The organism is Bacillus sp. COPE52 (assembly GCF_003355115.1).
GTDB classification, from domain to species: Bacteria; Bacillota; Bacilli; order Bacillales; family Bacillaceae_G; genus Bacillus_A; species Bacillus_A toyonensis.
Genome location: NZ_CP031292.1, coordinates 3,485,730 through 3,508,807, shown reverse-complemented (window position 1 = coordinate 3,508,807; position 23,078 = coordinate 3,485,730). Strand labels below are relative to the sequence as shown.

Annotated in this window: 26 protein-coding genes; 23 read left to right on the top strand and 3 right to left on the bottom strand. The window is 36.2% G+C overall.

The window, feature by feature from the left end; genetic code table 11:
- The first annotated feature begins 5 nt into the window (after positions 1-5).
- The 16 genes from DPQ31_RS17610 (at position 6) to DPQ31_RS17535 (ending at position 12,594) form a co-directional block, all read left to right on the top strand.
- Positions 6-488, top strand: coding sequence for a helical membrane plugin domain-containing protein (locus DPQ31_RS17610; RefSeq protein WP_000729911.1), 483 nt, complete (start codon positions 6-8; stop codon positions 486-488).
- Between the two features lie 115 nt (positions 489-603).
- Complete coding sequence (locus DPQ31_RS17605) at positions 604-948, top strand: Na-translocating system protein MpsC family protein (RefSeq protein ID WP_000163331.1); 345 nt, start codon at positions 604-606, stop codon at positions 946-948.
- Positions 949-964: 16 nt separating this feature from the next.
- On the top strand, positions 965-1,762 hold the full coding sequence (gene fdhD, locus DPQ31_RS17600) for a formate dehydrogenase accessory sulfurtransferase FdhD (protein WP_087950586.1): 798 nt from the start codon (positions 965-967) through the stop codon (positions 1,760-1,762).
- A 20-nt stretch (positions 1,763-1,782) separates the two neighbouring features.
- Positions 1,783-2,799, top strand: a complete 1,017-nt coding sequence (gene moaA / locus DPQ31_RS17595; RefSeq protein WP_000836455.1) for a GTP 3',8-cyclase MoaA — start codon at positions 1,783-1,785, stop codon at positions 2,797-2,799.
- A gap of 191 nt (positions 2,800-2,990) precedes the next feature.
- On the top strand, positions 2,991-3,770 hold the full coding sequence (locus DPQ31_RS17590; protein WP_087968830.1) for a formate channel: 780 nt from the start codon (positions 2,991-2,993) through the stop codon (positions 3,768-3,770).
- Positions 3,771-3,794: 24 nt separating this feature from the next.
- Positions 3,795-4,811, top strand: a complete 1,017-nt coding sequence (locus DPQ31_RS17585; protein ID WP_208730806.1) for a molybdopterin-synthase adenylyltransferase MoeB — start codon at positions 3,795-3,797, stop codon at positions 4,809-4,811.
- A gap of 18 nt (positions 4,812-4,829) precedes the next feature.
- Positions 4,830-6,134, top strand: coding sequence for a molybdopterin molybdotransferase MoeA (gene glp / locus DPQ31_RS17580; RefSeq protein ID WP_208730805.1), 1,305 nt, complete (start codon positions 4,830-4,832; stop codon positions 6,132-6,134).
- The gene (locus DPQ31_RS17575) at positions 6,115-6,576 is read left to right on the top strand and encodes a molybdenum cofactor biosynthesis protein MoaE (protein ID WP_097958391.1); all 462 of its coding nucleotides are present in this window, start codon (positions 6,115-6,117) and stop codon (positions 6,574-6,576) included. The genes glp and DPQ31_RS17575 overlap by 20 nt, the downstream gene beginning before the upstream one ends.
- A gap of 7 nt (positions 6,577-6,583) precedes the next feature.
- Positions 6,584-6,820 (top strand): molybdopterin converting factor subunit 1, encoded by a 237-nt coding sequence (gene moaD / locus DPQ31_RS17570; RefSeq protein ID WP_000628491.1) that lies wholly within the window; start codon positions 6,584-6,586, stop codon positions 6,818-6,820.
- Positions 6,821-6,938: 118 nt separating this feature from the next.
- Positions 6,939-7,988, top strand: coding sequence for a P-loop NTPase (locus tag DPQ31_RS17565; protein ID WP_208730804.1), 1,050 nt, complete (start codon positions 6,939-6,941; stop codon positions 7,986-7,988).
- Between the two features lie 15 nt (positions 7,989-8,003).
- Positions 8,004-8,228, top strand: coding sequence for a hypothetical protein (locus DPQ31_RS17560; RefSeq protein ID WP_000752368.1), 225 nt, complete (start codon positions 8,004-8,006; stop codon positions 8,226-8,228).
- Between the two features lie 42 nt (positions 8,229-8,270).
- Positions 8,271-8,672: a hypothetical protein gene (locus DPQ31_RS17555; protein ID WP_098911802.1), complete on the top strand. Its 402-nt coding sequence runs from the start codon at positions 8,271-8,273 to the stop codon at positions 8,670-8,672.
- 182 nt (positions 8,673-8,854) lie between these two features.
- Positions 8,855-9,103 (top strand): DUF1294 domain-containing protein, encoded by a 249-nt coding sequence (locus DPQ31_RS17550; RefSeq protein ID WP_000871326.1) that lies wholly within the window; start codon positions 8,855-8,857, stop codon positions 9,101-9,103.
- A gap of 92 nt (positions 9,104-9,195) precedes the next feature.
- A complete protein-coding gene (rarD, locus tag DPQ31_RS17545) occupies positions 9,196-10,137 on the top strand; it encodes an EamA family transporter RarD (RefSeq protein WP_000535545.1) in 942 nt (313 codons plus the stop codon).
- Between the two features lie 79 nt (positions 10,138-10,216).
- The gene (locus DPQ31_RS17540) at positions 10,217-10,642 is read left to right on the top strand and encodes a divergent PAP2 family protein (protein ID WP_000447811.1); all 426 of its coding nucleotides are present in this window, start codon (positions 10,217-10,219) and stop codon (positions 10,640-10,642) included.
- A 98-nt stretch (positions 10,643-10,740) separates the two neighbouring features.
- Positions 10,741-12,594, top strand: coding sequence for a terpene cyclase/mutase family protein (locus DPQ31_RS17535; protein ID WP_097958386.1), 1,854 nt, complete (start codon positions 10,741-10,743; stop codon positions 12,592-12,594).
- A gap of 74 nt (positions 12,595-12,668) precedes the next feature.
- On the opposite strand, the gene DPQ31_RS17530 is transcribed toward DPQ31_RS17535, so the two are convergent.
- Entirely contained in the window at positions 12,669-12,818 is a 150-nt protein-coding gene (locus tag DPQ31_RS17530; RefSeq protein ID WP_001035815.1) for a YfhD family protein, read from the bottom strand.
- A gap of 275 nt (positions 12,819-13,093) precedes the next feature.
- Here DPQ31_RS17530 and fabG point away from each other — a divergent pair, with 275 nt between their 5' ends.
- Complete coding sequence (gene fabG / locus DPQ31_RS17525) at positions 13,094-13,834, top strand: 3-oxoacyl-ACP reductase FabG (RefSeq protein ID WP_000395047.1); 741 nt, start codon at positions 13,094-13,096, stop codon at positions 13,832-13,834.
- Positions 13,835-13,884: 50 nt separating this feature from the next.
- On the opposite strand, the gene dhaS is transcribed toward fabG, so the two are convergent.
- Positions 13,885-15,369: an aldehyde dehydrogenase DhaS gene (gene dhaS / locus DPQ31_RS17520; protein WP_000080298.1), complete on the bottom strand. Its 1,485-nt coding sequence runs from the start codon at positions 15,367-15,369 to the stop codon at positions 13,885-13,887.
- Positions 15,370-15,641: 272 nt separating this feature from the next.
- Between dhaS and DPQ31_RS17515 the strand changes: the two genes are divergently transcribed.
- The 6 genes from DPQ31_RS17515 to DPQ31_RS17490 all read left to right on the top strand — a co-directional run bounded on the left by DPQ31_RS17515 (position 15,642) and on the right by DPQ31_RS17490 (position 22,267).
- Positions 15,642-15,920, top strand: coding sequence for a YhdT family protein (locus tag DPQ31_RS17515; RefSeq protein WP_098911804.1), 279 nt, complete (start codon positions 15,642-15,644; stop codon positions 15,918-15,920).
- 3 nt (positions 15,921-15,923) lie between these two features.
- The gene (gene panF, locus DPQ31_RS17510) at positions 15,924-17,357 is read left to right on the top strand and encodes a sodium/pantothenate symporter (RefSeq protein WP_001104810.1); all 1,434 of its coding nucleotides are present in this window, start codon (positions 15,924-15,926) and stop codon (positions 17,355-17,357) included.
- 120 nt (positions 17,358-17,477) lie between these two features.
- Positions 17,478-18,410 carry a nucleoside hydrolase gene (locus tag DPQ31_RS17505; protein ID WP_097953644.1) on the top strand — a complete coding sequence of 311 codons (933 nt, stop codon included), beginning with the start codon at positions 17,478-17,480 and terminating at the stop codon, positions 18,408-18,410.
- A gap of 116 nt (positions 18,411-18,526) precedes the next feature.
- The gene (locus DPQ31_RS17500; RefSeq protein WP_098053819.1) at positions 18,527-19,636 is read left to right on the top strand and encodes a serine hydrolase; all 1,110 of its coding nucleotides are present in this window, start codon (positions 18,527-18,529) and stop codon (positions 19,634-19,636) included.
- A gap of 222 nt (positions 19,637-19,858) precedes the next feature.
- A complete protein-coding gene (gene argH / locus DPQ31_RS17495; protein WP_098911805.1) occupies positions 19,859-21,367 on the top strand; it encodes an argininosuccinate lyase in 1,509 nt (502 codons plus the stop codon).
- A 60-nt stretch (positions 21,368-21,427) separates the two neighbouring features.
- Positions 21,428-22,267 carry a GNAT family N-acetyltransferase gene (locus tag DPQ31_RS17490; protein ID WP_106080631.1) on the top strand — a complete coding sequence of 280 codons (840 nt, stop codon included), beginning with the start codon at positions 21,428-21,430 and terminating at the stop codon, positions 22,265-22,267.
- A 35-nt stretch (positions 22,268-22,302) separates the two neighbouring features.
- Here DPQ31_RS17490 and DPQ31_RS17485 read toward each other — a convergent pair whose 3' ends face one another.
- Positions 22,303-23,052, bottom strand: a complete 750-nt coding sequence (locus tag DPQ31_RS17485; RefSeq protein WP_001271041.1) for a (S)-benzoin forming benzil reductase — start codon at positions 23,050-23,052, stop codon at positions 22,303-22,305.
- Positions 23,053-23,078: the final 26 nt, after the last annotated feature.

The window sequence follows — 23,078 nt, the reverse complement described above, 5'->3', positions numbered from 1 at the left end:
AAAATATGGCTGCACCTATTAAAACGATTCAAAAACATGAATTAACTGAGGAAGAAATAAAACAGCAAAAGTTAGAGGATTTAAAGGAGCTTCTAGCTAATAATGAAGAAGCTTTAAATCAAATGTTTCATATTGTCGGGGAATTAAATGATATTGGCATGCTAGAAGCAGCAAATTCTATGCTGAAAGCGAAAGAACCAATCGCAAAGATCGTTCTCGGTCAAGTAACTCGTAAACCTGTTACAAATTTAATTAATAATATGATGGGTGCTGCAGGTGCTTTAACAGAACTTGACCCAGAACTTACGAAAAAACTTATAGGTAGTTTATTAGTAGGACTGGAAGAAGGTAATGAGCATCTAGAAAGTAATAAAAAAGTGGGGATATTCGATCTTATGAAAGTATTAAAAGATCCAGATATTAACCGTGCTATCGGGTTTGGTCTTCATTTCCTAAAAGGTATGGGTAAAGGATTAAAAGACGAATAAACTTCATGAAGTTTACCTTTTCGTCCAAATATTTGTACGAAATAGTTTGGGCGAAAAGATCATTTTGGTAAAATATATAATAAAGTAAAATGAGGCTTTTAGGAGGTATGATTTTATGACGAAAAAGGTACATGAATTTAATGATATGATACGAAAACTCCGAAAGGAACTATTCGGAAAAGGACCAGAACGAATTCATACTGTATTTGCTGAAAATATGGCGATTGCAACACTGTATGGGAACTTAACACCTACTGAGAAATTCATTTCAAGTACGATGGATGGCGCGGAAATGGTTCATATGGCTAGAACGAAAATGATCCAAGAAGTTTACGCTGCGAATTCTCGTGAACATTTGGAGGAACTTGTTGGAGCGAAATTAGTGAACTTATTTTCAGATATGAAAGTAGAAGAAGATATTGCTGTTTCGGTATTTGTTTTTGATAAAAATATAACGTGAGAGAAGGATACTGATCGTGAAACCGATACAGGTAGAAAGAGAAGTTTTCCGTTATGAACAAGGGGTGTTTAAGCATATAGAGGACAGCATTGTAACAGAGTTTCCAGTCACAATTAAAATGAACGGACAGGAGTTTGTTACAATGGTTAGTACTCCAGAATATATAGAAGATATGGTAATAGGCTTCTTAGCATCTGAAGGAATCATTCGGAAGTATGAAGATATTGATGACATATGGGTACAGGAGAAAGAAGGATTTGTACATGTAACGACAACAAAAATAAACCCGTATTACGAACAAATGCAAAATAAACGTTATATTACTTCGTGCTGTGGTATGAGTAGGCAAGGGTTTGTTTTTGCAAATGATGCACTAAGCGTAAAGAAAATGAATGGTGTCCATGTAAAGGTTGCTGTCGAAGATTGTTTTCATTTAATGAATGAAATGCAGCAATCTGCGGATACATTTCGACATACTGGCGGAGTGCATAACGCAGCTTTATGTGATGTAAATGGTATTATTTTAGGCCGAATGGATATTGGTAGGCATAATGCGCTAGATAAAATTTACGGTTATTGTTTAAAAAATAATATTTCTATAAAAGATAAAATCATTGTTTTTAGTGGTCGTATTTCTTCAGAAATATTATTGAAAGTTGCAAAAATCGGCTGTGAAATTATACTGTCAAAATCAGCGCCAACTGAATTAGCTTTGCAGTTAGCGGAAGAGTTAGGGATTACTACGATAGGGTTTATTCGTAATCAGTCTTTAAATATATATACGCATCCAGAACGTGTTTTAAATATAAAATAAGTAAAAGTGAGGCAAGGAAGATGAAATCAATTACATTAGACAAATTGCATCGTCCGTTAAAGGATTTACGTATTTCAGTTACTGATCGCTGTAATTTTCGCTGTCGATATTGTATGCCAGAAGAAATATTTGGTCCTGATTATTCGTTTTTGTCTAATGATAAAATTTTATCTTTTGATGAGATTGAAAGGATAACACGTATTTTCGTTTCTTTAGGTGTGAGAAAGTTACGGATTACAGGCGGAGAGCCGTTACTTCGAAGAGGGCTTCCAGAGCTTATTGAGCGGCTTAATAAAATAGATGGTGTGGAGGATATCGGTTTAACAACAAATGGATCGTTACTTAAAAAGTTTGCACCTGATTTATATAAAGCGGGGTTATCACGTGTGACAGTTAGTCTGGATTCCTTAGAAGAAGAGCGCTTTTTCTATTTAAATGGTAATAGAAGCAAAGTGCAAAGGGTTCTTGAGGGTATACAGGCTGCGGCTGAAGTTGGTATGAAAATTAAAATAAACATGGTCGTTCAAAAGGGGAAAAACGAACAGGACATCTTGCAGATGGCGCAATACTTTAAGGAAAATAAGCATATTCTTCGTTTTATTGAGTATATGGACGTTGGAAATTATAACGGTTGGGAGTTAGGTGAAGTTATTTCCAAACAAGAAATAGTAAATACAATTCGTGAGGTTATGCCGTTAGAACGGATAGAAGCAAATTATCCAGGTGAAGTAGCTACTAGGTACCGTTATATAGGCAGTGATGAGGAAATAGGTATTATTTCATCTGTAACTGATTCTTTCTGCTCATCATGTACGAGAGCTCGCATTTCTGCAGAAGGAAAATTGTATACTTGTTTATTTGCTTCTAAAGGAAATGATTTGAGAGCATTGCTTCGATCGGGGGATACGGATGAGGAAATTACAGCTGTAATTCACGACATTTGGAATAATCGAGAAAATCGATATTCAGACGAACGCTTAAGTCATACTAATAAGAAAACAATGCCTAAAATTGAAATGTCACATATCGGTGGTTAATATATAAGGCTGACATAATAGTGGAAAATGGAAAGTGTGCAAGAGATGTGGACTTTCTATTTCATAGTAAAAGTGATGATTGATTTCTCTGTAAAAGATGTGCAGAGACATTAAGCAGCATTCAAAAACCTTTATTTTGAGGAGGTTTTTTGAAGCTGCTTTTTTATTTGGAGAAAATGGAGGAATTGGTAATGGCATTTCATAAACCGGAACAAATTGCTGAAATCGTAATCGAGGCCGGTGTTCAAAAAGTAAGCCAGACGCTGCCAGCAATGCTTATTCTCGGTTTTTTAGGAGGAGCATTTATATCATTAGGATTTTTACTTAACATTCGAGTTTTAGGTAATTTGCCGGAGCATTGGGGAAGTTTAGTGAATGTTTTAGGAGGAGCAGTGTTTCCTATTGGGCTTATGCTCGTAGTGTTAGCAGGAGGAGAATTGATTACAGGAAATATGATGTCACTGTCTATGGCGCTTTATGCAAAGAAAATTTCATTGATAAGTGTACTGAATAATTGGGCTTGGATTACTGTAATGAACTTTGTTGGTGCAATTTTCGTTGCGTATTGCTTTGGACATCTTGGCGGATTAACAGAGGGAGATTATTTAAATAAAACGTTAGCGATAGCGGAAGGGAAGTTACACGAATCGTTTGGGAGAACTTTAATTTTGGCGATTGGTTGTAATTGGCTCGTTTGTCTTGCGCTTTGGCTCGCTTACGGGACGAGTGATTTTGTCGGAAAGATAATTGGGATTTGGATTCCAATTATGGCATTTGTAGTGATTGGATTTCAACAAGTAGTAGCAAATATGTTTGTCATATCAGCGGTTATTTTTGCAGGCCATCTGACGTGGCTGGACCTTGCTAAAAACTTTGTTCCTGTTTTTATCGGAAATGTCATTGGAGGAGCTGGATTTGTAGGGTTTGCTTACTTTGCTTGTTATCAAAAACAAGACTCTAATGTGAAATAGATTTCTTGAAAGGAAGGGTATGCAATGGAGGAGCGGTATTCTCGGCAACAGTTGTTCAAACCAATCGGGAGTAAAGGGCAAGAAAAAATTCGGAATAAGCATGTGTTAATTGTAGGAGCAGGTGCATTAGGAAGTACAAGTGCAGAAAGTCTCGTGCGTGCAGGTATTGGTAAGTTGACAATTATTGATCGTGATTACGTAGAGTGGAGTAATTTACAAAGACAACAACTTTACTCTGAAGAAGATGCAAGAGGGAAAATCCCGAAAGCAATTGCTGCTAAAAAACGGTTGGAACAAATTAATTCAGAAGTACAAATACATGCTTTCATAATGGATGCAAGTGTAGAAAACATGGAAGGGCTATTAGAAAATGTCGATGTAATCATTGATGCTACAGATAATTTTGATATTCGATTTATCATAAATGATTTATCACAAAAACATAATATTCCGTGGGTATATGGATCTTGTGTTGGATCGTACGGTATGAGTTATACGATTATTCCGCAAAAAATGCCGTGTTTATATTGTGTACTGAAGAATGTTCCCGTTATAGGTGTGACGTGCGACACGGCTGGAATTATTAGTCCAGCTGTTCAAATCGTTGCGGCATATCAAGTGGCAGAAGCACTCAAAATTTTAGTGGAAGATTACTCAGTAATTAGAAAGACGTTTTTCATGTTTGATATATGGAGTAATCAAAATCATTTTATAAAACTAGGAAAAATAAAAACGGACGATTGTCCATCGTGCGGTTTAAATCGAGCTTATCCTTATTTATCATACGAAAACCAAACGAAGGTAGCTGTTTTATGCGGAAGAAATACAGTTCAAATAAGATCCATAGAAAATAGGCAATACAATTTTGATGACGTAGAAAAAGTATTAAAAAAACTTGGGGGAGTAGAGCGGAATCCATATTTACTATCTTGTCAATTAGAGGATTATCGCGTCGTTATTTTTCAAGATGGTCGTGTGTTCATTCATGGTACAAACGAAATTCCAAAAGCGAAACAACTATATTATCGCTTATTCGGTTAATAGAAAGGGTTGTCAATAATGGAAAGAAGAGTGCCAATTACGGTTGCAGAAGCTATTCGAAAAGTGATGGGATTTGCTAACAATGGCTTAAAAGAGCTACTACCTATTGAATTAGCTTACGGACGTATATTAGCGGAGGATTTAGTAGCTGATTATGACGTACCTTCATTCAATCGTTCACCGTATGATGGGTTTGCTATTAGAGCAGAAGATACGAATTTAGCAAGTTATGAAAAGCCAATTGTATTTGAAGTAGTTGGTGAAATTGGCGCAGGATCACTATTCGATGAGAAAGTAGGTTCGTTTCAAGCAGTTCGAATTATGACAGGAGCACAAATTCCAAATGGTTGTGATGCGGTTGTTATGTTAGAACTGACTCGTCAATATGAGGATAATGGGAACGATTATATGGAAGTGAAACGCTCATTCAAAACGGGTGATAATATTTCTTTTCAAGGTGAAGATGCTCGTAAAGGAACGGTTCTTGCAAAGAAAGGATCGTACATTAATCCAGGTATTTCAGCTCTTCTTGCTACATTCGGTTATAGTGAAGTGCCAGTTGCGAAAAAGCCAGTAATTGGACTATTAGCGACTGGTAGTGAATTACTTGATGTAAATGAGTCGCTAGAGCCAGGGAAAATTCGAAATAGTAATACGTACATGATACTGTCTCAAATTCGAAGAGTGGGCGGAAGAGTAAAATACTTTGGGAAGTTTAGTGATGATTTTGATACGTGTTTTACAGCTGTGAAAGATGCGTTAAGTCAAGTAGATATGCTCATTACAACGGGCGGTGTATCAGTAGGAGATTACGATTATTTACCAGCTATATATGAAAGGTTAGGTGCATCCGTTCTTTTCAATAAGGTTGCAATGCGACCAGGAAGTGTAACGACTGTAGCACAATTAAATGGCAAGCTATTATTTGGTTTATCAGGAAATCCATCAGCATGTTATGTAGGATTTGAGTTGTTTGTAAGACCATGTATTCGTGCGTATATGTTTAGTGAAAAAGCGCATTTGAAAAGAGAAAAAGCATTATTAGGAAAAGATTTTCTGAAACCAAATCCATTTACAAGATTTGTACGAGCAAAACTGACATGTAATGAAGGGCAATTAATTGCATATCCATCAGGATTTGATAAGTCTAGCTCGGTTTCTTCATTAGCAGAATCGAACGCTTTTATCGTATTGCCAGGCGGGACAAGAGGATATAAAAAAGAAATGTTTGTCGATGTTCTTTTATTAGAAGATAACGAAGGTAGTGAATGGCCTTGGACATTTTATAAGAGAGGTGTTTCTAATGGGGCAATCACTATTTGAGATTGTAGAAAAACCAATTTTAGTGGAAGAAGTAACGAATAAAGTCGCAAGAAGAGAAGCGGGTGCGATTACAACATTTATTGGTACGGTGAGAGAATTAACAAAAGGAAAACGAACGCTACATTTAAAGTATGAAGCATATAAACCGATGGCAGTAAAACAACTTACAAGAATTGGTGAGGAAATTAACGGGAAATGGCCGGACGCACAAGTAGCCATTACGCACCGTGTAGGGCGGCTGGAAATAATGGATATTGCGGTAGTTATTGCAGTTTCATCACCGCATCGTAAAGTAGCTTATGAAGCGAATGAGTACGCGATTGAACGCATAAAACGCATCGTTCCAATTTGGAAAAAAGAATTTTGGGAAGATGGAACGATGTGGATTGGAGATCAACTTGAAAATACATCATATACAGAAGGAAAACCGAAGAAGGAATAATGAGAAAATGATTACAATTTTACTGTTTGCAAATTTGCGTGAGGAAGTCGGATCGGATCAATTAATAATTTCAGAAAAAAAAGAAATGACTGTTGGACAATTAAATGAATGGTTGAAAGATAGTTATCATTTGCAATCTTTGGATACAGTAATGGTTGCAATTAATGAAGAGTTTGTAACGAATGAAGAGATGATAAAAGCTGGAGATATCGTCGCATTAATCCCGCCTGTAAGTGGGGGATAATAATGCTTTCTCGCAACGAGGACTATTAAAGACAATAAAAAATAGATGGAAACTTTCATCAGTTGAAGTAATAAGAAGATGCTATATATAAATTAGAATAAGAGAAGGGATGAGCTCTATGCTTACTCAAGAACAAGTAATGAACGCATTACAACATGTAGAGGATCCAGAGTTACACAAAAGTGTTGTAGAATTAAATATGGTTAGAAATGTACAAATACATGGAACAGAGGTTAAGCTTGAAGTAGTGTTAACCATTCAAGGTTGTCCATTAAAGGCGAAAATTCAACAAGATGTGGAAGAGTCCCTTCACGCAATTGGTGCATCTAAAGTGGATGTAACATTTGGTTCGATGACACAAGAAGAAAGAGCTATGCTAACAGAAAAATTAAAGAAAAATAGTAGAACAGAAACAGGTATGCCAAGCATGCTCCGTCATGATTCAGGTGTACATTTTATTACTGTAACGAGTGGGAAAGGCGGAGTCGGAAAATCAACGGTGACAATTAATCTTGCTACTGCCTTAGCTAGAATGGGTAAAAAGGTTGGGATTTTAGATGCAGACATATATGGTTTTAGCATTTCGGCTATGATGGAAACGAATCAAAAACCAACAATGATTGATCAAACAGCAATTCCAGTCGTTAGTCACGGTGTTAAAATTATGTCAATGGGATTTTTTACAGAAGGAAATAATCCAGTCATGTGGCGTGGACCGATGTTAAATAAATGGATTCAAAACTTCCTTGCGAATACACACTGGGGAGATTTAGATTATTTACTTCTCGATTTACCACCTGGTACAGGAGATGTTGCCATTGATGTTGCAGCGATGATCCCACAGGCGAAAGAAATTATCGTTACAACGCCGCACAATGTAGCTTCATTTGTAGCTTCTAGAGTAGGCGTAATGGCAAAATATACAAAACACGAGATTGTAGGAATTGTGGAAAATATGGCTTATTACGAAGAGCAAGATGGATCGAAAAATTATCTCTTCGGAAAAGGGGGCGGCGAAATGTTAGCAGAACAATTGCAAACAGAAGTAATTGCACAAATACCTTTTGCAAAACGTGAAGAAAATAACGATTCATCTGTATATGATGAAGACTCTCTCGTTGGAGAAGTATTTACTGCATTAGCAGAAGATATTATTTATAGAGGATAGAGGAGGAAGTTTAATATGGCATGTAATATTGATCATTCTATTGAAGATGTAATGAATAAGCTTGAAAGTCAAAAGGATTTTTTATCTGAAATTCTTTTCAAAGATTTGAATGGATTTTTGCAAAATAAACATTCGCAGGAAATATTAAACGACATCTTTCATTTATTAAAAAAGTATGACTTAGTCAGTGAAGAAGAACGAGAGAAGAGAAATGCACAATTATTGCACATTATGAATTAGATACTTTCTGGCTTTAAAGTTTTTTCAGAAGGGGTGAATGTGATGGATATGAAAAAGATGATTGAAACGATAGAAACAACAAAAGTGACTGACGTAGAATTATCGATTCCTACTTTACATCAAATGCTTGTGAAACTGTATAGCGAAAAAAATGTTGCAAATTATACAGAGTTCTTAAAATATAGTTTGTCTTTATCTATAAATCTTAAGTTAAATCTTGTGTTGAAATATTTTGGTGTGCGTCCGATCGTTGCTTCTGATGAACGTATGCAATTTCAAGAGATATTTAAATGTTTAGCTAAGCAAGATGATAATGGGGAATGGTTTTTGAATTTTGTTTCTTTATATGTAGGGTTAATTGTTGTTCTTCATTTTGATGAGAAAGAGATTGAGAGAAGTTTTTTTGATGATGTGGTTGTGGTGGGTGAAGGAAGTGAAATATAAAATACTGTTCATAACATCTTTCTTTTTAATAGCTGTAATCGCGCTTTATATTGATTATATAAAGGTAAAGATAATCAATTAAAATAAAGGAATGAAACTAGTTTGCTAAAAAGTGTTCTTCAGTTGTTTCTATCGTTTTTTCATGTTACCATTAAGCGAATTTTTCATAGGGAGAGAAAGCGATGAAATGGATTTATTTTATTATTATTAATGTTATAGCTTTTAGCCTTATGGGGCTTGATAAACGAAAAGCAAAGAAGAAACAGTGGAGAACGCCAGAAAGCACGTTGTTTTTATCAGCGGCAGCTGGAGGAGCTGTTGGAGCTTGGATCGGTATGTATATGTTTCACCATAAAACGCATAAAAAGAAATTTGTTTTCGGCATACCGTTACTTGTTGTAATAACGGTATGTTTATTTTTCGCTATATGAGAAATGTCGAAAGAATTACAGATTGATTATTGGTAAAGTGAGCATATGAAACCGTATAATGGAGAAAAAATGAGAAGAGGAGAAAAAGGAAGATGGGGAGTCAATCAGCACAGCAAAAAAAAGGGATTATATATGCGGCTGGTGCTTATACGATGTGGGGAATCCTACCGATTTATTGGAAATGGGTTGAGGAAGTTCCAGCAGATGAAATATTAGCACACCGCATTGTTTGGGCGTTCGTTTTTATGTTAATCGTATTAGCTGTTACGAAGAGGTTTCGCCAGTTTATTGGGGAATTTGTGAATCTTTTTAAACGACCTAAATTATTAATGTCATTAACAATTGCTTCAATTTTAATTAGCGGAAACTGGTTTGTCTACATATGGGCCGTTAATCATAATCATGTCATTGAAGCAAGTCTTGGCTATTATATTAATCCGCTTATTAGTATTTTACTTGGTACAGTCGTTTTAAAGGAAAAGTTAAACTTTTGGCAATATGTTGCAGTTGGTTTGGCTGGGGTAGGGGTTATCATTTTAACAGTACGTTTCGGGGCTATCCCGTGGGTTTCTTTATCACTTGCCTTTTCATTTGGATTATACGGATTAACGAAAAAATTGTTAAACTATGATGCGACGATTGGGCTTACGATGGAAACGATGTTAGTGACGCCGTTTGCGCTCATTTATCTCGTTATGACAGGGGTACATGGTTTCGGTTCATTTGGAGCTATTTCAATGCTATCGACGTTACTTTTAATAGGAGCAGGTATTGTTACAGCGCTACCACTATTTTATTTTGCAAAAGGAGCACAACTTATTCCGCTTTATATGGTAGGCTTTTTACAATATATTGCGCCAACGATTAGTTTAATTTTAGGTGTATTTGTATTTGGTGAACATTTTACATCTACTCATATGATGGCATTTTTCTGTATATGGGTTGCTTTATTTGTATTTTCAATAGCGAAGACAAAGTTTTTAGTGCAGAAACAACCGAAATTTATAAAAAATAAATCAGCAAAAGTATCATAATGCGTAGTATTTTCTACGCATTTTTCTTTATACTGATACTATATAGAATTTCCATTATAGCTAGTAGGGAGCTGAGAACATGGAAACAATTTTACATAATGATCCGCTGATGGCTGCTGTAATTTCGTGGTTTATAGCACAGTTAACAAAAGTAGTCTTTAAATTAGTTAAAACGGGTGAATTTGATTTTGCAAAATTTTTTGCTTCAGGTGGGATGCCAAGTTCTCATGCTTCAACTGTTACAGCGCTTGCGACAGGTGTTGGAGTTGTGGAAGGTGTGGAAAGTACCATATTTGCAGTGGCTACAATCTTTGCAATCATTGTTATGTATGACGCTTCAGGAGTAAGGCTTGCGGTAAGTAAACAGGCGAAAATATTGAATGAATTTTTTCATGGTAAACAAACAGAATATAAGAAGTTAAATGAGCTTGTCGGACATACACCGTATGAAGTAGTAGTCGGTGCTTTATTAGGGGTTATTGTCGGAGTGGGATATTGCTTATGAGCAGAACATAATATGTGTTCTGCTTTTTTTGTTTTTACACATATTCGGTTGCTTTTTTGAATATCGTTATACGGATTTCGAAAGGGTAGGTGAATGCCTTGTTATTATATGAAAAAGTGCATGAAGAAATAGCGAGAAGGACAACTGCACTTCAAACGATGCAAAGGCAAGATGGTACGTGGAGATTCTGTTTTGAAGGAGCACCATTAACTGATTGCCATATGATATTTTTATTAAAATTATTAGGTAGAGATAAAGAGGTAGAACCGTTTGTAAAAAGATTAGCTTCACTCCAAACGAATGAAGGGACATGGAAATTGTATGATGATGAAATGGGGGGCAATTTATCTGCTACCATTCAATCTTATGCTGCCCTACTTGCTTCGAAAAAGTATACAAAAGAAGATGCGAATATGAAGCGAGCGGAAATGTTTATTACAGAACGTGGGGGAGTGGCGCGTGCTCATTTTATGACGAAGTTTTTATTAGCAATTCATGGAGAGTATGAATATCCTTCGCTCTTTCATTTGCCAACACCGATTATGTTTCTGCAAAATGATTCCCCCCTCAGTATATTTGAATTAAGTAGTTCGGCACGTATCCATTTAATTCCGATGATGTTGTGTTTAAATAAAAGGTTTCGTGTAGGGAAAAAGTTACTGCCTAATTTAAATCATATTGCGGGCGGGGGCGGAGAATGGTTTCGGGAGGACCAATCTCCAATGTTTCAAACATTATTAGGTAATGTGAAACAAATTATATCTTATCCGCTTTCCTTACATCATAAAGGAAATGAGGAAGTAGAACGTTTTATGAAAGAGCGTATCGATGAGAATGGAACGTTATATAGTTACGCAAGTGCTTCGTTTTATATGATTTATGCTTTACTTGCGCTAGGTCATTCTATTCAATCGCCAATGATTCAAAAGGCTATAACGGGGATAACATCTTATATATGGAAGATGGAAAGAGGGAACCATTTACAAAATTCCCCGTCAACTGTATGGGATACAGCATTACTTAGTTATGCGTTGCAAGAGGCTCGTGTTTCGAAAGAAAATAAAATGATTCAAAATGCGTCAGCATATTTATTAAAAAAACAACATAAGAAAAAAGCTGATTGGAGTGTGCATGCGCCCGTGCTTATTCCGGGCGGTTGGGGTTTTTCTGATGTGAATACGACAGTTCCTGATGTTGATGATACAACAGCTGTGTTAAGAGCATTGGCACAAAGTAGAGGGAACGGAAATGTGGATGATGCTTGGAAGAAAGGGACGAATTGGATTAAAGGATTACAAAATAATGATGGTGGTTGGGGAGCATTTGAAAAAGGCGTGACAAGCAAGTTATTAGCGAATTTACCAATCGAAAACGCAAGCGATATGATTACAGATCCTTCTACACCAGATATTACAGGCAGAGTGTTAGAGTTTTTCGGGACATATACGCAAAATGAATTGCCCGAGAAACAAAAACAAAGTGCAATCAACTGGTTAATGAATGAACAGGAGGAAAATGGATCGTGGTATGGAAAATGGGGCATTTGTTATATATATGGTACATGGGCAGTGATGACTGGCTTACGGGCGTTAGGAATTACTTCTGCTCACCCTTCTTTAAAACGAGCAACTTTATGGCTTGAACATATACAGCATGAAGATGGTGGCTGGGGAGAATCTTGTCAAAGTAGTGTGGAAAAAAGATTTGCTACTTTACCATTTAGTACACCATCGCAAACAGCATGGGCTTTAGATGCTCTTATTTCTTACTATGATAAAGAAACACCAGCTATTCGAAAAGGTATTTCATATTTGCTTGCGAATCCTTATGTAAATGAGAAATATCCTACTGGAACAGCTTTACCAGGTGGGTTTTATATTCATTACCATAGCTACGCTCATATATATCCGTTACTTACTTTGGCGCATTATGCAAAGAAATACAAAAAATAAACCGAGAGATGTTTCTCGGTTTATTTTGTTGGGTAGTAGGTCCCTGTTGAAAAGAATAAGGTTATGATTTACCCTTATTTTTCTGTTGACTGGCGTTTTTGACGTGCATCAGCGGCATTTGCACGTGCGTTTGCTTCTAAGTCATTGTGGTCAGCGAGTTCACGAGAGAACTCAACATCAATACCATCAGTGGCTTTGCTTTGTTTGAAATTTTTTTTGTTCATTCGACACAATCTCCTTGCACTTTATCCCGCATAACGGGTAGTAAAACTCCCACCTCAAAATTCAGATGGAACAAAGAAGCTAGGTGGGAGATTAACTGCCCGATTGGTGAGGGCTGATAATCAGTGGGGGATGAACAAACTTCCCACTGATTAAAGTTTCACTTTATGCGACGTTGCAAAGTTAGTTTGACACAAATAGACTTTTTTATACAAAGAGGATTTGGAAAGCAAAAAGCCGAAATATACAGTATAAGTAATAGAAATGGGGGATAGGGATGGAATTTTTAAATGGGAAAACAGCTGTTGTAACAGGTGGCGCCCAAGGAATTGGAAAAGAAATTGCACGAGTTTTTGCTAGGCTTGGGGCTAAAGTTTTAATTAGTGATGTAAATGAAGAAAAACTACAAAAAACGACACGTGAATTATCGGACGAAGGATATGAAGTAAGCTTATATCGATGTGATGTAAGTAATCAAAATGAAGCGAAATCATTAATTGAGTATGCAGTTCAAAAATTTGGGACACTGCATATTTTAGTAAATAACGCTGGAATTACAAAAGATGCAATGTTACATAAGATGGAGAAATCAGCTTGGGAACAAGTATTACAAGTAAACTTAACTGGCGTTTTTTATTGTATGCAGCCAGCTCTTCTTTATATGAGACAACAACAATATGGGCGCATTATTAATATTTCTTCAATAAGTAGAGAAGGGAATATTGGACAAGCAAATTATGCGGCAACGAAAGCTGGCGTTGTCGGTTTAACGAAAACAGCAGCGAAAGAAGTTGGAAGCTTCGGTATTACTTGTAATGCAATTTGTCCAGGATTTATGGATACGGATATGACAAAAACAATACCGGATAAAGTAAAAGAAAAAATGGTTGGAGCGATTCCGGTTGGTAGAATTGGAACGCCAGAAGATATTGCGAACGCGGCGGCCTTTTTAGCGTCAGAATACGCATCCTATATTACAGGAGAAGTATTAAATGTGAGCGGAGGGCTGCAAGTTTAAAGGAATACATAATGAAAAGAACCTGACCGAGTGGATCAGGTTCTTTCGATTTAATTTAAGTTTAACCAAACGCTCTTCACTTCTGTATAGTTATTTAATGCGTAAGATCCCATTTCACGGCCAAGACCAGATTGTTTAAATCCTCCAAATGGAGATGCTGCATCAAAGACGTTATAACAGTTTACCCATACTGTACCTGCGCGTACTTTACTTGCAACATAGTGTGCTGTCTTAACATTTTCTGTCCATACACCAGCTGCCAAGCCAAATTGTGATTTATTCGCACGTTCAATTACTTCATCAATATCGTTAAACGGTATTGCAGAAATAACTGGGCCGAAAATTTCTTCTTTTGCGATTGTCATCTCATCATTGACGTCGGCGAATACTGTAGGAGAAACGAAGTAGCCTTGATCAAATGGATTACTTCCTCCGCAAAGTACTTCAGCGCCTTCTTCAATCCCTTTTTCAATGAAGCCCATTACACGTTTTTGTTGTTCTTCGGAAACGAGAGGACCGATTGTAGTTTCTGGACTTAGACCAGCACCTTGATTTAATTTTTTAGAATAAAGGACGAGATCAGCCATGACATTATCATACATTTTCTTCGGAATAAATAAGCGTGATCCAGCAGAGCATACTTGTCCTTGGTTAAACATAACACCAGAAAGTGCACCAGGAATAGCGCGAGATAAGTCGGCGTCTGGTAAAATAATATTTGGTGATTTACCACCAAGTTCTAAAGTAACACGTTTTAATGATTCGGATGCTTGTCTCATAATTTGTTTGCCAACTGGAGTAGAACCAGTAAATGCAATTTTATCAACGAGTGGATGATTAACGAGAGCTTGTCCAGCTGATTCACCGAATCCAGGAACGATATTAATAACACCTTTCGGGAATCCAGCTTCTTCAATTAATTCAGCTAAGTATAGAGCGGATAGTGGAGTTTGTTCTGCAGGTTTTAAAACGATTGTACATCCTGTAGCAAGCGCCGCTCCCATTTTCCACATTGCCATAAGAAGCGGGAAGTTCCAAGGGATAATTTGACCAACGACACCAACAGCTTCATGGCGTGTATAGTTAAAGTAATCACCGGAAACAGGAATTGTTTGACCAACGATTTTCGTCGCCCAGCCAGCATAATAGCGCATATGCTCAATTGCAAGTGGTATGTCTGCTGCCATTGTTTCACGGATTGGCTTTCCATTATCTAACGTTTCGAGCTGTGCAAGCTCTTCTTTATGTTCTTCCATTAAATCGGCAAGCTTGTACATAAGGCGGCTTCGTTCAGCAGTGCTCATGCGAGACCAAGGACCTTCGTCAAAAGCCATGCGAGCTGCGACTACAGCTTTATGAATATCTTCGCGACCAGCTTCAGAAACGATGGCAAGTGTTTCGCCAGTTGCAGGGTTAGGCGTTTTAAACGTTTTACCGGAAGCGCTTTCAACGAAAGATCCATTCACATATAACTTTTTCGTGCCTTGAAGAAACTTTTCTACCTTTTCATGAAGATTTACAGCTAGTTGACTCATTGTATAACCCCCTTGAAAATATAATGTAAACGCAGTACGAGACGGCGTTTATTCCGAAATCAAGGATGTAGGAACTAGATGGAAAGCCTCTAATTAAAATCATAATTAACAATTACTGAAAATTCAAATTTCATTTGTGTTACAATTGTAAAAAATATGTAATGTAAGAGAGTTTTCTATATAATTATAAAAAATCCTGCTTGTTTTTGCTTTCTAGTAGGAAAAACTAGAAGAACAATGGTACAATAATACATCGTGAGAGGAGGGAGAAAATGAAGAGTTATCATGATGATCCACGCTTTCGAATTGCCCATAGAGAAGCGTTAATTGGTCTTGGACTTGCTATTATCAATTTTATAATATGGTACGGATTTGCTTATGGGCTTGGTAGTAAAAATCCAAGTGAATATACATATGTATTCGGTTTTCCAGCATGGTTTTTTTATAGTTGTATTGTTGGATTTGTCGTAATGGTTATTTTGCTTAGTTTAGTTGTTCGTTTTGTATTTCAAGATATTTCACTCGATGAGGAAGAAAAAAGTGAGGAATAATAGATGAATTGGTATGTAATCATTCCAATGATAATTTCGTTTATCGTTGTATTTTTAATTGGTATATATGCTTCAAGACGCGTACAAGCAACAGCTCATAATAAATTTTTGCAAGAATATTTTCTTGGTGGACGTGAGCTTGGCGGTTTATTATTAGCGATGACAATGATTGCTACGTACGGTAGTGCAAGTAGTTTCATTGGTGGCCCTGGTATTGCTTACAATATGGGACTTGGATGGGTATTATTATCTGCGATTCAAGTTGTAACAGGGTATATCGTTTTAACGGTTATCGGTAAAAAGTTTGCAATTATTGCTAGGAAGATGGAAGCAATTACGCTTATCGATTATTTAAAAGGAAGATACAATAATAAAGCGGTTGTTATACTTTCGGCGTTATGTATTATTATCTTTTTATTTTCAGCAACAGTAGCCCAGTGGGTCGGCGGTGGACGATTAATTGAGTCGCTAACAGGTCTATCTTATACAACTGCACTATTTTTATTTACTTTTTCTGTACTTGTGTACGTATTAATTGGTGGGTTCCGCGCAGTTGCGTTATCAGATACGTTATTAGGTATCATTATGTTAGTTGGAACGACAATCATTTTAGTTGCTACTGTTATTGCTGGTGGTGGAATTGAAAAGATTATGCAGGAACTTGTTCAAATCAATCCGAATTTAATTACACCATTCGGAGCAGATGGTAGTTTAACGAAATCATATGTTACATCGTTTTGGATTTTAATTGGAATTGGCGTTGTCGGTTTACCACAAATTAGTGTACGTGCTATGTCTTATAAAAATTCAAAAGCTATGCATCAAGCTCTAATCATTGGAACGGTTGTCGTTGGTACAATTATGATCGGGATGCATTTAACGGGTGTATTTGCACGAGTAGTACTTCCTGGTATAACGGTACCAGATAAAGTCATGCCGCTACTCGCGATGGAAGTGTTGCCGCCTTGGCTAGCTGGCGTTTTTTTAGCGGCACCAATGGCAGCGATTATGTCTACAGTAAATTCGCTATTGTTACTTGTAAGTTCATCGATTATTAAAGATATATATGTAAATTACATAAATAAAGATGCAGCAGACAGTACGATAAAAAAAGGAAGTTTGTGGATTACGGGTATTGTAGGACTGCTCGTTTATGCAGCGGCGATTAAACCACCAGATTTTTTAATATGGTTAAATTTATTTTCTTTCGGTGGATTAGAAGCAGCATTCATTTGGCCGATCGTCTTAGGGTTATATTGGAGAAAAGGGAATGCAACTGGAGCGCTTGCTTCCATTTTAGTTGGGGTAGGCTCATATATGTGTATTCATCTTTTCTACCCAAATCCGTTCGGTATACATACAGTTGTCTTCCCAATTTGCTTTGCGTTTATCGCTTACATAGTGGGAAGTATGATTGCTGTGAAAAAAACAGCATAGGCTAGATGAAGAACGTAGTCCGTATAGGACTGCGTTTTTTTATAAAATTCATCTTTTTTATTCTGTATATGTAGGGCTATTCATAAATTAATAACAACTGAGGGGATGGAGTTGAGGTCGATGAAAAAAGTGTTATTTTTGGGAGACCCGGGAATTGATGACTCTTTAGCCATCATGTATGGAATTATGCATCCTGATATTGATATTGTTGGTGTTGTAACCGGATATGGAAATGTAACGCAAGAAAAGGCAACAAGTAATGCTGCGTATTTATTGCAAATGGCAGGACGGGAAGATATACCTGTTATTAATGGTGCGAAAATTCCTTTATCTGGAGATGTTACAACGTATTATCCAGAAATTCATGGAGCAGACGGTTTAGGACCAATTAAGCCTCCGAAAGCTTTTTCACCAAATATAAAATCTTTTTGTGCATTTTTTGATATTCTTGAAAAGTATAAAGGAGAATTAATAATAGTTGATGCCGGTAGGTCAACGACATTAGCGACAGCGTTTATTTTAGAAAAGCCGATGATGAAATATGTAAAAGAATATTATATAATGGGCGGTGCTTTTTTAATGCCTGGCAATGTTACACCAGTGGCGGAGGCGAATTTTCATGGCGATCCGATTGCGTCACAGTTAGTTATGCAAAATGCGAAGAATGTAACATTAGTGCCGCTTAATGTTACATCCGAGGCAATTATAACGCCAGAGATGGTAAAATATATTACGAAACACTCTAAAACGAGTTTTAATACATTAATTGAACCGATTTTTACGTATTATTATAAAGCCTATAAAAAGTTGAACCCGAAAATAACAGGAAGTCCAGTACATGACGTTGTCACAATGATGGTCGCGGCGAATCCGTCCCTTTTAGATTATGTGTACCGCCGTGTCGATGTAGATACTGTTGGAATTGCAAAGGGCGAAAGTATTGCTGATTTCCGTCCACAACCTGACTCAAAAGCCTTAAAAAATTGGGTTCGAATTGGTTGGTCGTTACATTATAAAAAATTTCTCGAAGATTTCGTGAAAATTATGACGTAGACATAATAGGAGAATACAAGTTAAAATAATGGAGATGGTTACTTAAATAACCATCTCCATTATTTTGTTTTTTTAGATAAAGAGAGAAGAGTTACACAATAGGAGAGGAATTTTACTTGAAAAAAACTATAGTATGCGCAATGATTGTGGGTATTTTCGTTTTGGTAATATCGGGTAACTTTTTAGTGAAAAAAGTGTGGAGTTCAAATAACGATGATGCACAGTATATCGCATCTTTTATTGAAGAACATAAAGATGAAAAAAATAGTGCGCTTCTAGTAAAGAGAAATGATAAAGTTGTTTATTCTGTAAATCCAAATGTTGTATTACCAGTTGCTAGTACGATGAAATTAATTGTGGCGCTTGAATATACGAAACAAGTTACAGAAGGGAAAATTGACCCGGCTAGTTTCGTTTCAATTAATGATGTCAATCGATATTATGTACCGAATACAGATGGTGGTGCACAAGATAGATGGCAAAAGTATTTGGAGAAGACAGGCAAGATAACTGAAGGAGCCGTTACTTTAGAAGACGTGGCAAAAGGAATGGTTAAGTTTAGTTCGAATGCTAATGCGGAATATTTAATGGAAGTGTTAGGATTAGATAACATTAATCGAAATTTACAAAGTTTATCGCTCCCTGCACATCAACCACTATTTCCGATTGTTTCATCTTTATATATCCCGGGATATTTGCATAAAGAATTACATGTTCCAAAATATAAAATAGAGAAAAAATTAAAAGAAATGACTCAAGAGCAATATCGTGAATATGCGATGATTATTCATGAGCGCTTAAAAAAGAAGGGGTCATTATTACAGAAAGAAATTCCTCTTTATTTAGAGGAACGTTATGATAAAATTTGGTCAGATAGATTACCAGCTGCGTCCGCAAACGATTATATGGTATTGCTGCAAAAGGCAAACCATAAAGGTGGCCTGACAGAAGCTGAAGAAAAAGTGTGGGCAAGTATCGTTGAAACAGATATGAGTGCCAAGAAATATCGTAAAACATTCAGACACGCAGGACAAAAGAATGGGTATACGCCATGGACGGTTACAAAAGCGGTTTATGCTATGGATAAGCGCGGGAACTGTACAGAAATTGTATTTTTAGCGAATAATTTAAATGAAGATGACAGTGCAGAAATACGTAAACATTTAGCAAATTTACATTTCCAAGTGTTGCAAAGTGATAAGTATGATGCGACTTTTATTAAATAAACTCGGTGCATAAAGCACCGAGTTTATTTTTGTCCCGCTATTTGTGGACAGTAAGACTCCCATCTCAAAATTGGGCGAATGCGAGAGAGTTAGGTGGGAGTACAACTGCCTGTAAAAGGCCGATTGGTAAGGGCTAATTAAAGTTTCACTTTATGTATAAGCACTTTTTTACTATCTCTGGGTATGATGGGTAGTAATACTTAGGTGAAAGGGGAAAAGGTGATGAAACAGAGTAAAGAAGAATTTATAAAGAATGAAGGCGCTGATTTCCCTGGGAAAACATATGTGGATTGTGTATTACAACATGTATTTAATTTTCAGCATAACTACTTATTAAAAGATATGTTTCAAGTGCATAAAGCACATATTATGATGCTGACTGAAGAAAGTTTAATAAAAAAAGAAGAAGCTACAGTTATATTAAAAGCACTAAAAAAGGTAGAAGGAATGCCCAAAGATCAATTGCGATATACAAAACAACATGAAGATCTCTTTTTTTTAGTTGAACATTTAATTTCTCAGGAAGCAAAGTGTGATTTTGTAAGTAATATGCATATCGGTCGAAGTAGAAATGATATGGGAGTAACGATGTATCGTATGAGCTTAAGACGATATGTATTACGATTAATGGAACACCATTTATTATTGCAAGAAAGTATATTGCAACTTGCTGATGATCATAAGGGAACAATTATGCCAGCTTATACACATACACAACCAGCACAACCAACAACGTTTGGTCATTATATGTTAGCAATTTATGATACGATGCAAAGAGACTTAGAACGAATGAAAAAAACGTACCAAATTTTAAATCAGTCTCCGATGGGGGCAGCTGCACTTTCAACAACAAGTTTTCCGATTAAACGAGAACGAGTTTCTCATTTACTTGGGTTTACAAATGTAATTGAGAACTCATATGATGCTGTCGCTGGAGCGGATTATTTATTAGATGTTAGCTCGTTACTTATGATAATGATGACAAATACGAGTAGATGGATTCATGACTTCTTATTATTAGCGACGAAAGAATATGATGGTATTACTGTTGCGAAGCCATATGTGCAAATTAGTAGTATTATGCCACAAAAACGAAATCCAGTTTCAATTGAGCATGCTCGTGCTATTACGAGTAGCGCTTTAGGAGAAGCATTTACAGTATTTCAAATGATTCATAATACACCATTTGGGGATATTGTCGATACGGAAGATGACTTACAGCCGTATTTATATAAAGGAATCGAAAAGACGATTCGCGTATTTTCTATTATGAATGCAGTCATTCGAACGATGAAAGTAGAAGAAGAAACGTTAAAAAGTCGTTCCTATAAACATGCAATAACGATAACTGATTTTGCAGATGTTTTAACAAAAAACTATAAAATTCCATTTCGGCATGCTCATCATGCAGCAAGTACGATTGCTAATATGTCATTGGTGCAGAAAAAGGAGCTTCATGAATTACATTTCAAAGATGTAAATATATACTTACAAGAAAAATTTAAAATACATTTATTAGAAAAAGAGTGGAAAGAAATTATATCGCCAGAAGCTTTTATTCAAAAAAGAAATGTATACGGAGGACCGAGTAAAAAAGAGATGGAACGAATGATTCAAAAGCGTAAAGAGTCATTTCAAAATGAAGAAGAGCGATTTGAAACGGAAAAACGGAGAATATTACGAGCTGAATATAATTTGAACATATTAGTTTCAAATATTATCGAATCGTAAAAGAAGGATTTAATGAATTAATCGCCAATACTTAATTAAAATATAAATGGAGAGAAGAGATTGTCGATGATTCAATTACACGTATATAAAGAGATTCTTCATTTTAAAGAAGATGTTACACCATTTTTAGAAAAGAATGAGCAGGAAAATAATTTAATGTTAGGTATATTACAAATAGCTCAAGAACCGACGTTTATGGGGGTAGCGAAACGAGGAGAAGAAATTACAGTTGTATTTCTTCAAACAGAAGAGAAGATACAAATGATTGTTGCAACTTCTGAAAATTCGGAAGTAGATATAGTGAAACTTGCAAAAGAGTTATCGAAAGTATATCCGGACATTCCTGGATTGATCGGTAATAAGGAAATTGTACAGAAATTAGCTGAAGAGATTGCGGTGTTAGAAAATAAGAAAACGAATGTTGTAATGAAACAAGGTGTATATGCATTACAACAAATTAAGAAGAAGTGGAACGAGGATGGAATTTTTCGAGAAATAACTAATGATGAGTTGCCATTAATAGAAAAATGGATATATCAATTTTGTGAAGATGTGAAGCTCCCAACTACGAAAGAAGAAGCGGAACAAACCGCACATACATTAATCACTAATAATCGTCTATTTGGTCTAGAAGTAGATGGGAAACTCGTTTCTGTAGCTGCAAAAACGAGACCAACTACAAATAATATAACAGTAAATTTCGTTTATACCCCGAAAGAAGCACGAAAAAAAGGGTACGCATCTAATTGTGTAGCGGCACTCAGTCAACGTATGTTAGACGAAGGGTACAAGACGACTACACTATATACTGATTTAGCCAATCCGACATCTAATAAAATTTATCAAGAAATTGGTTATGAACAAATTGCGGAGTCTGTGCTCATATTTTTAGAGAAGTAGAATAAAAAGGCGTGCTATTTTAGCACACCTTTTTATTATTCATCAATTCTAATAACCTCGCCTTGCGGGAAGTTCTCAGTTTCTAGTAAGTTACGAATAGCTTTTGCCACATATTCAGGTGATAATAGCTTTCCTTCTTCTTTTAGTGTGATGAATCGGTCTAAATTTGTGAAGTCTTCTTTATTTGTTTCACGAATTTGTGCTTGCATATTTGTATCCACAACACCAGGTGCAAAAGCGACGATTTTTACTGGATATTCTTTTTCCTCTTCTTCAGTCGCTACGCATTGTGTAAACATATTTACACCAGCTTTCGTAGTACAATAAGCGCCCCAGCCAAAGTAAGGTTTTTTTCCTGCACCAGATGAAATGTTTACAACGCGTTTATCTACTTTCCAGTCTTTCGTATGTTTCATGAACATAGATGTAAGAATCATAGGGGCAAGTAAATTAATGTGAACGTTCGTAATGAATTGTTCGCTTTCTGCTTTTTCAATCGGCTTCATAGGTGCAACTGTACCCGCATTATTAATTAAATGAATAGAAGATACATTGTCTTCTTTAATGGATGAAATGATTTCGTTAAAGTTAGTTTCTAAATGATGTACATCTTGAAGATCTAAGGAATGGAAAATACAATTGCTGTTATATTGCTCTGCAAGTTTAGTAAGCTCTTTATTTTCTCTTCTAGAAATAGAGATGATGGTTGTGCTTTCTTCTAATAATTGCGCGGCAATTGCCTCCCCTAAACCTTGTGAAGTTCCTGTTATGATAACGTAGCGCATAGTTTTATAAACTCCTCTCGTATGTG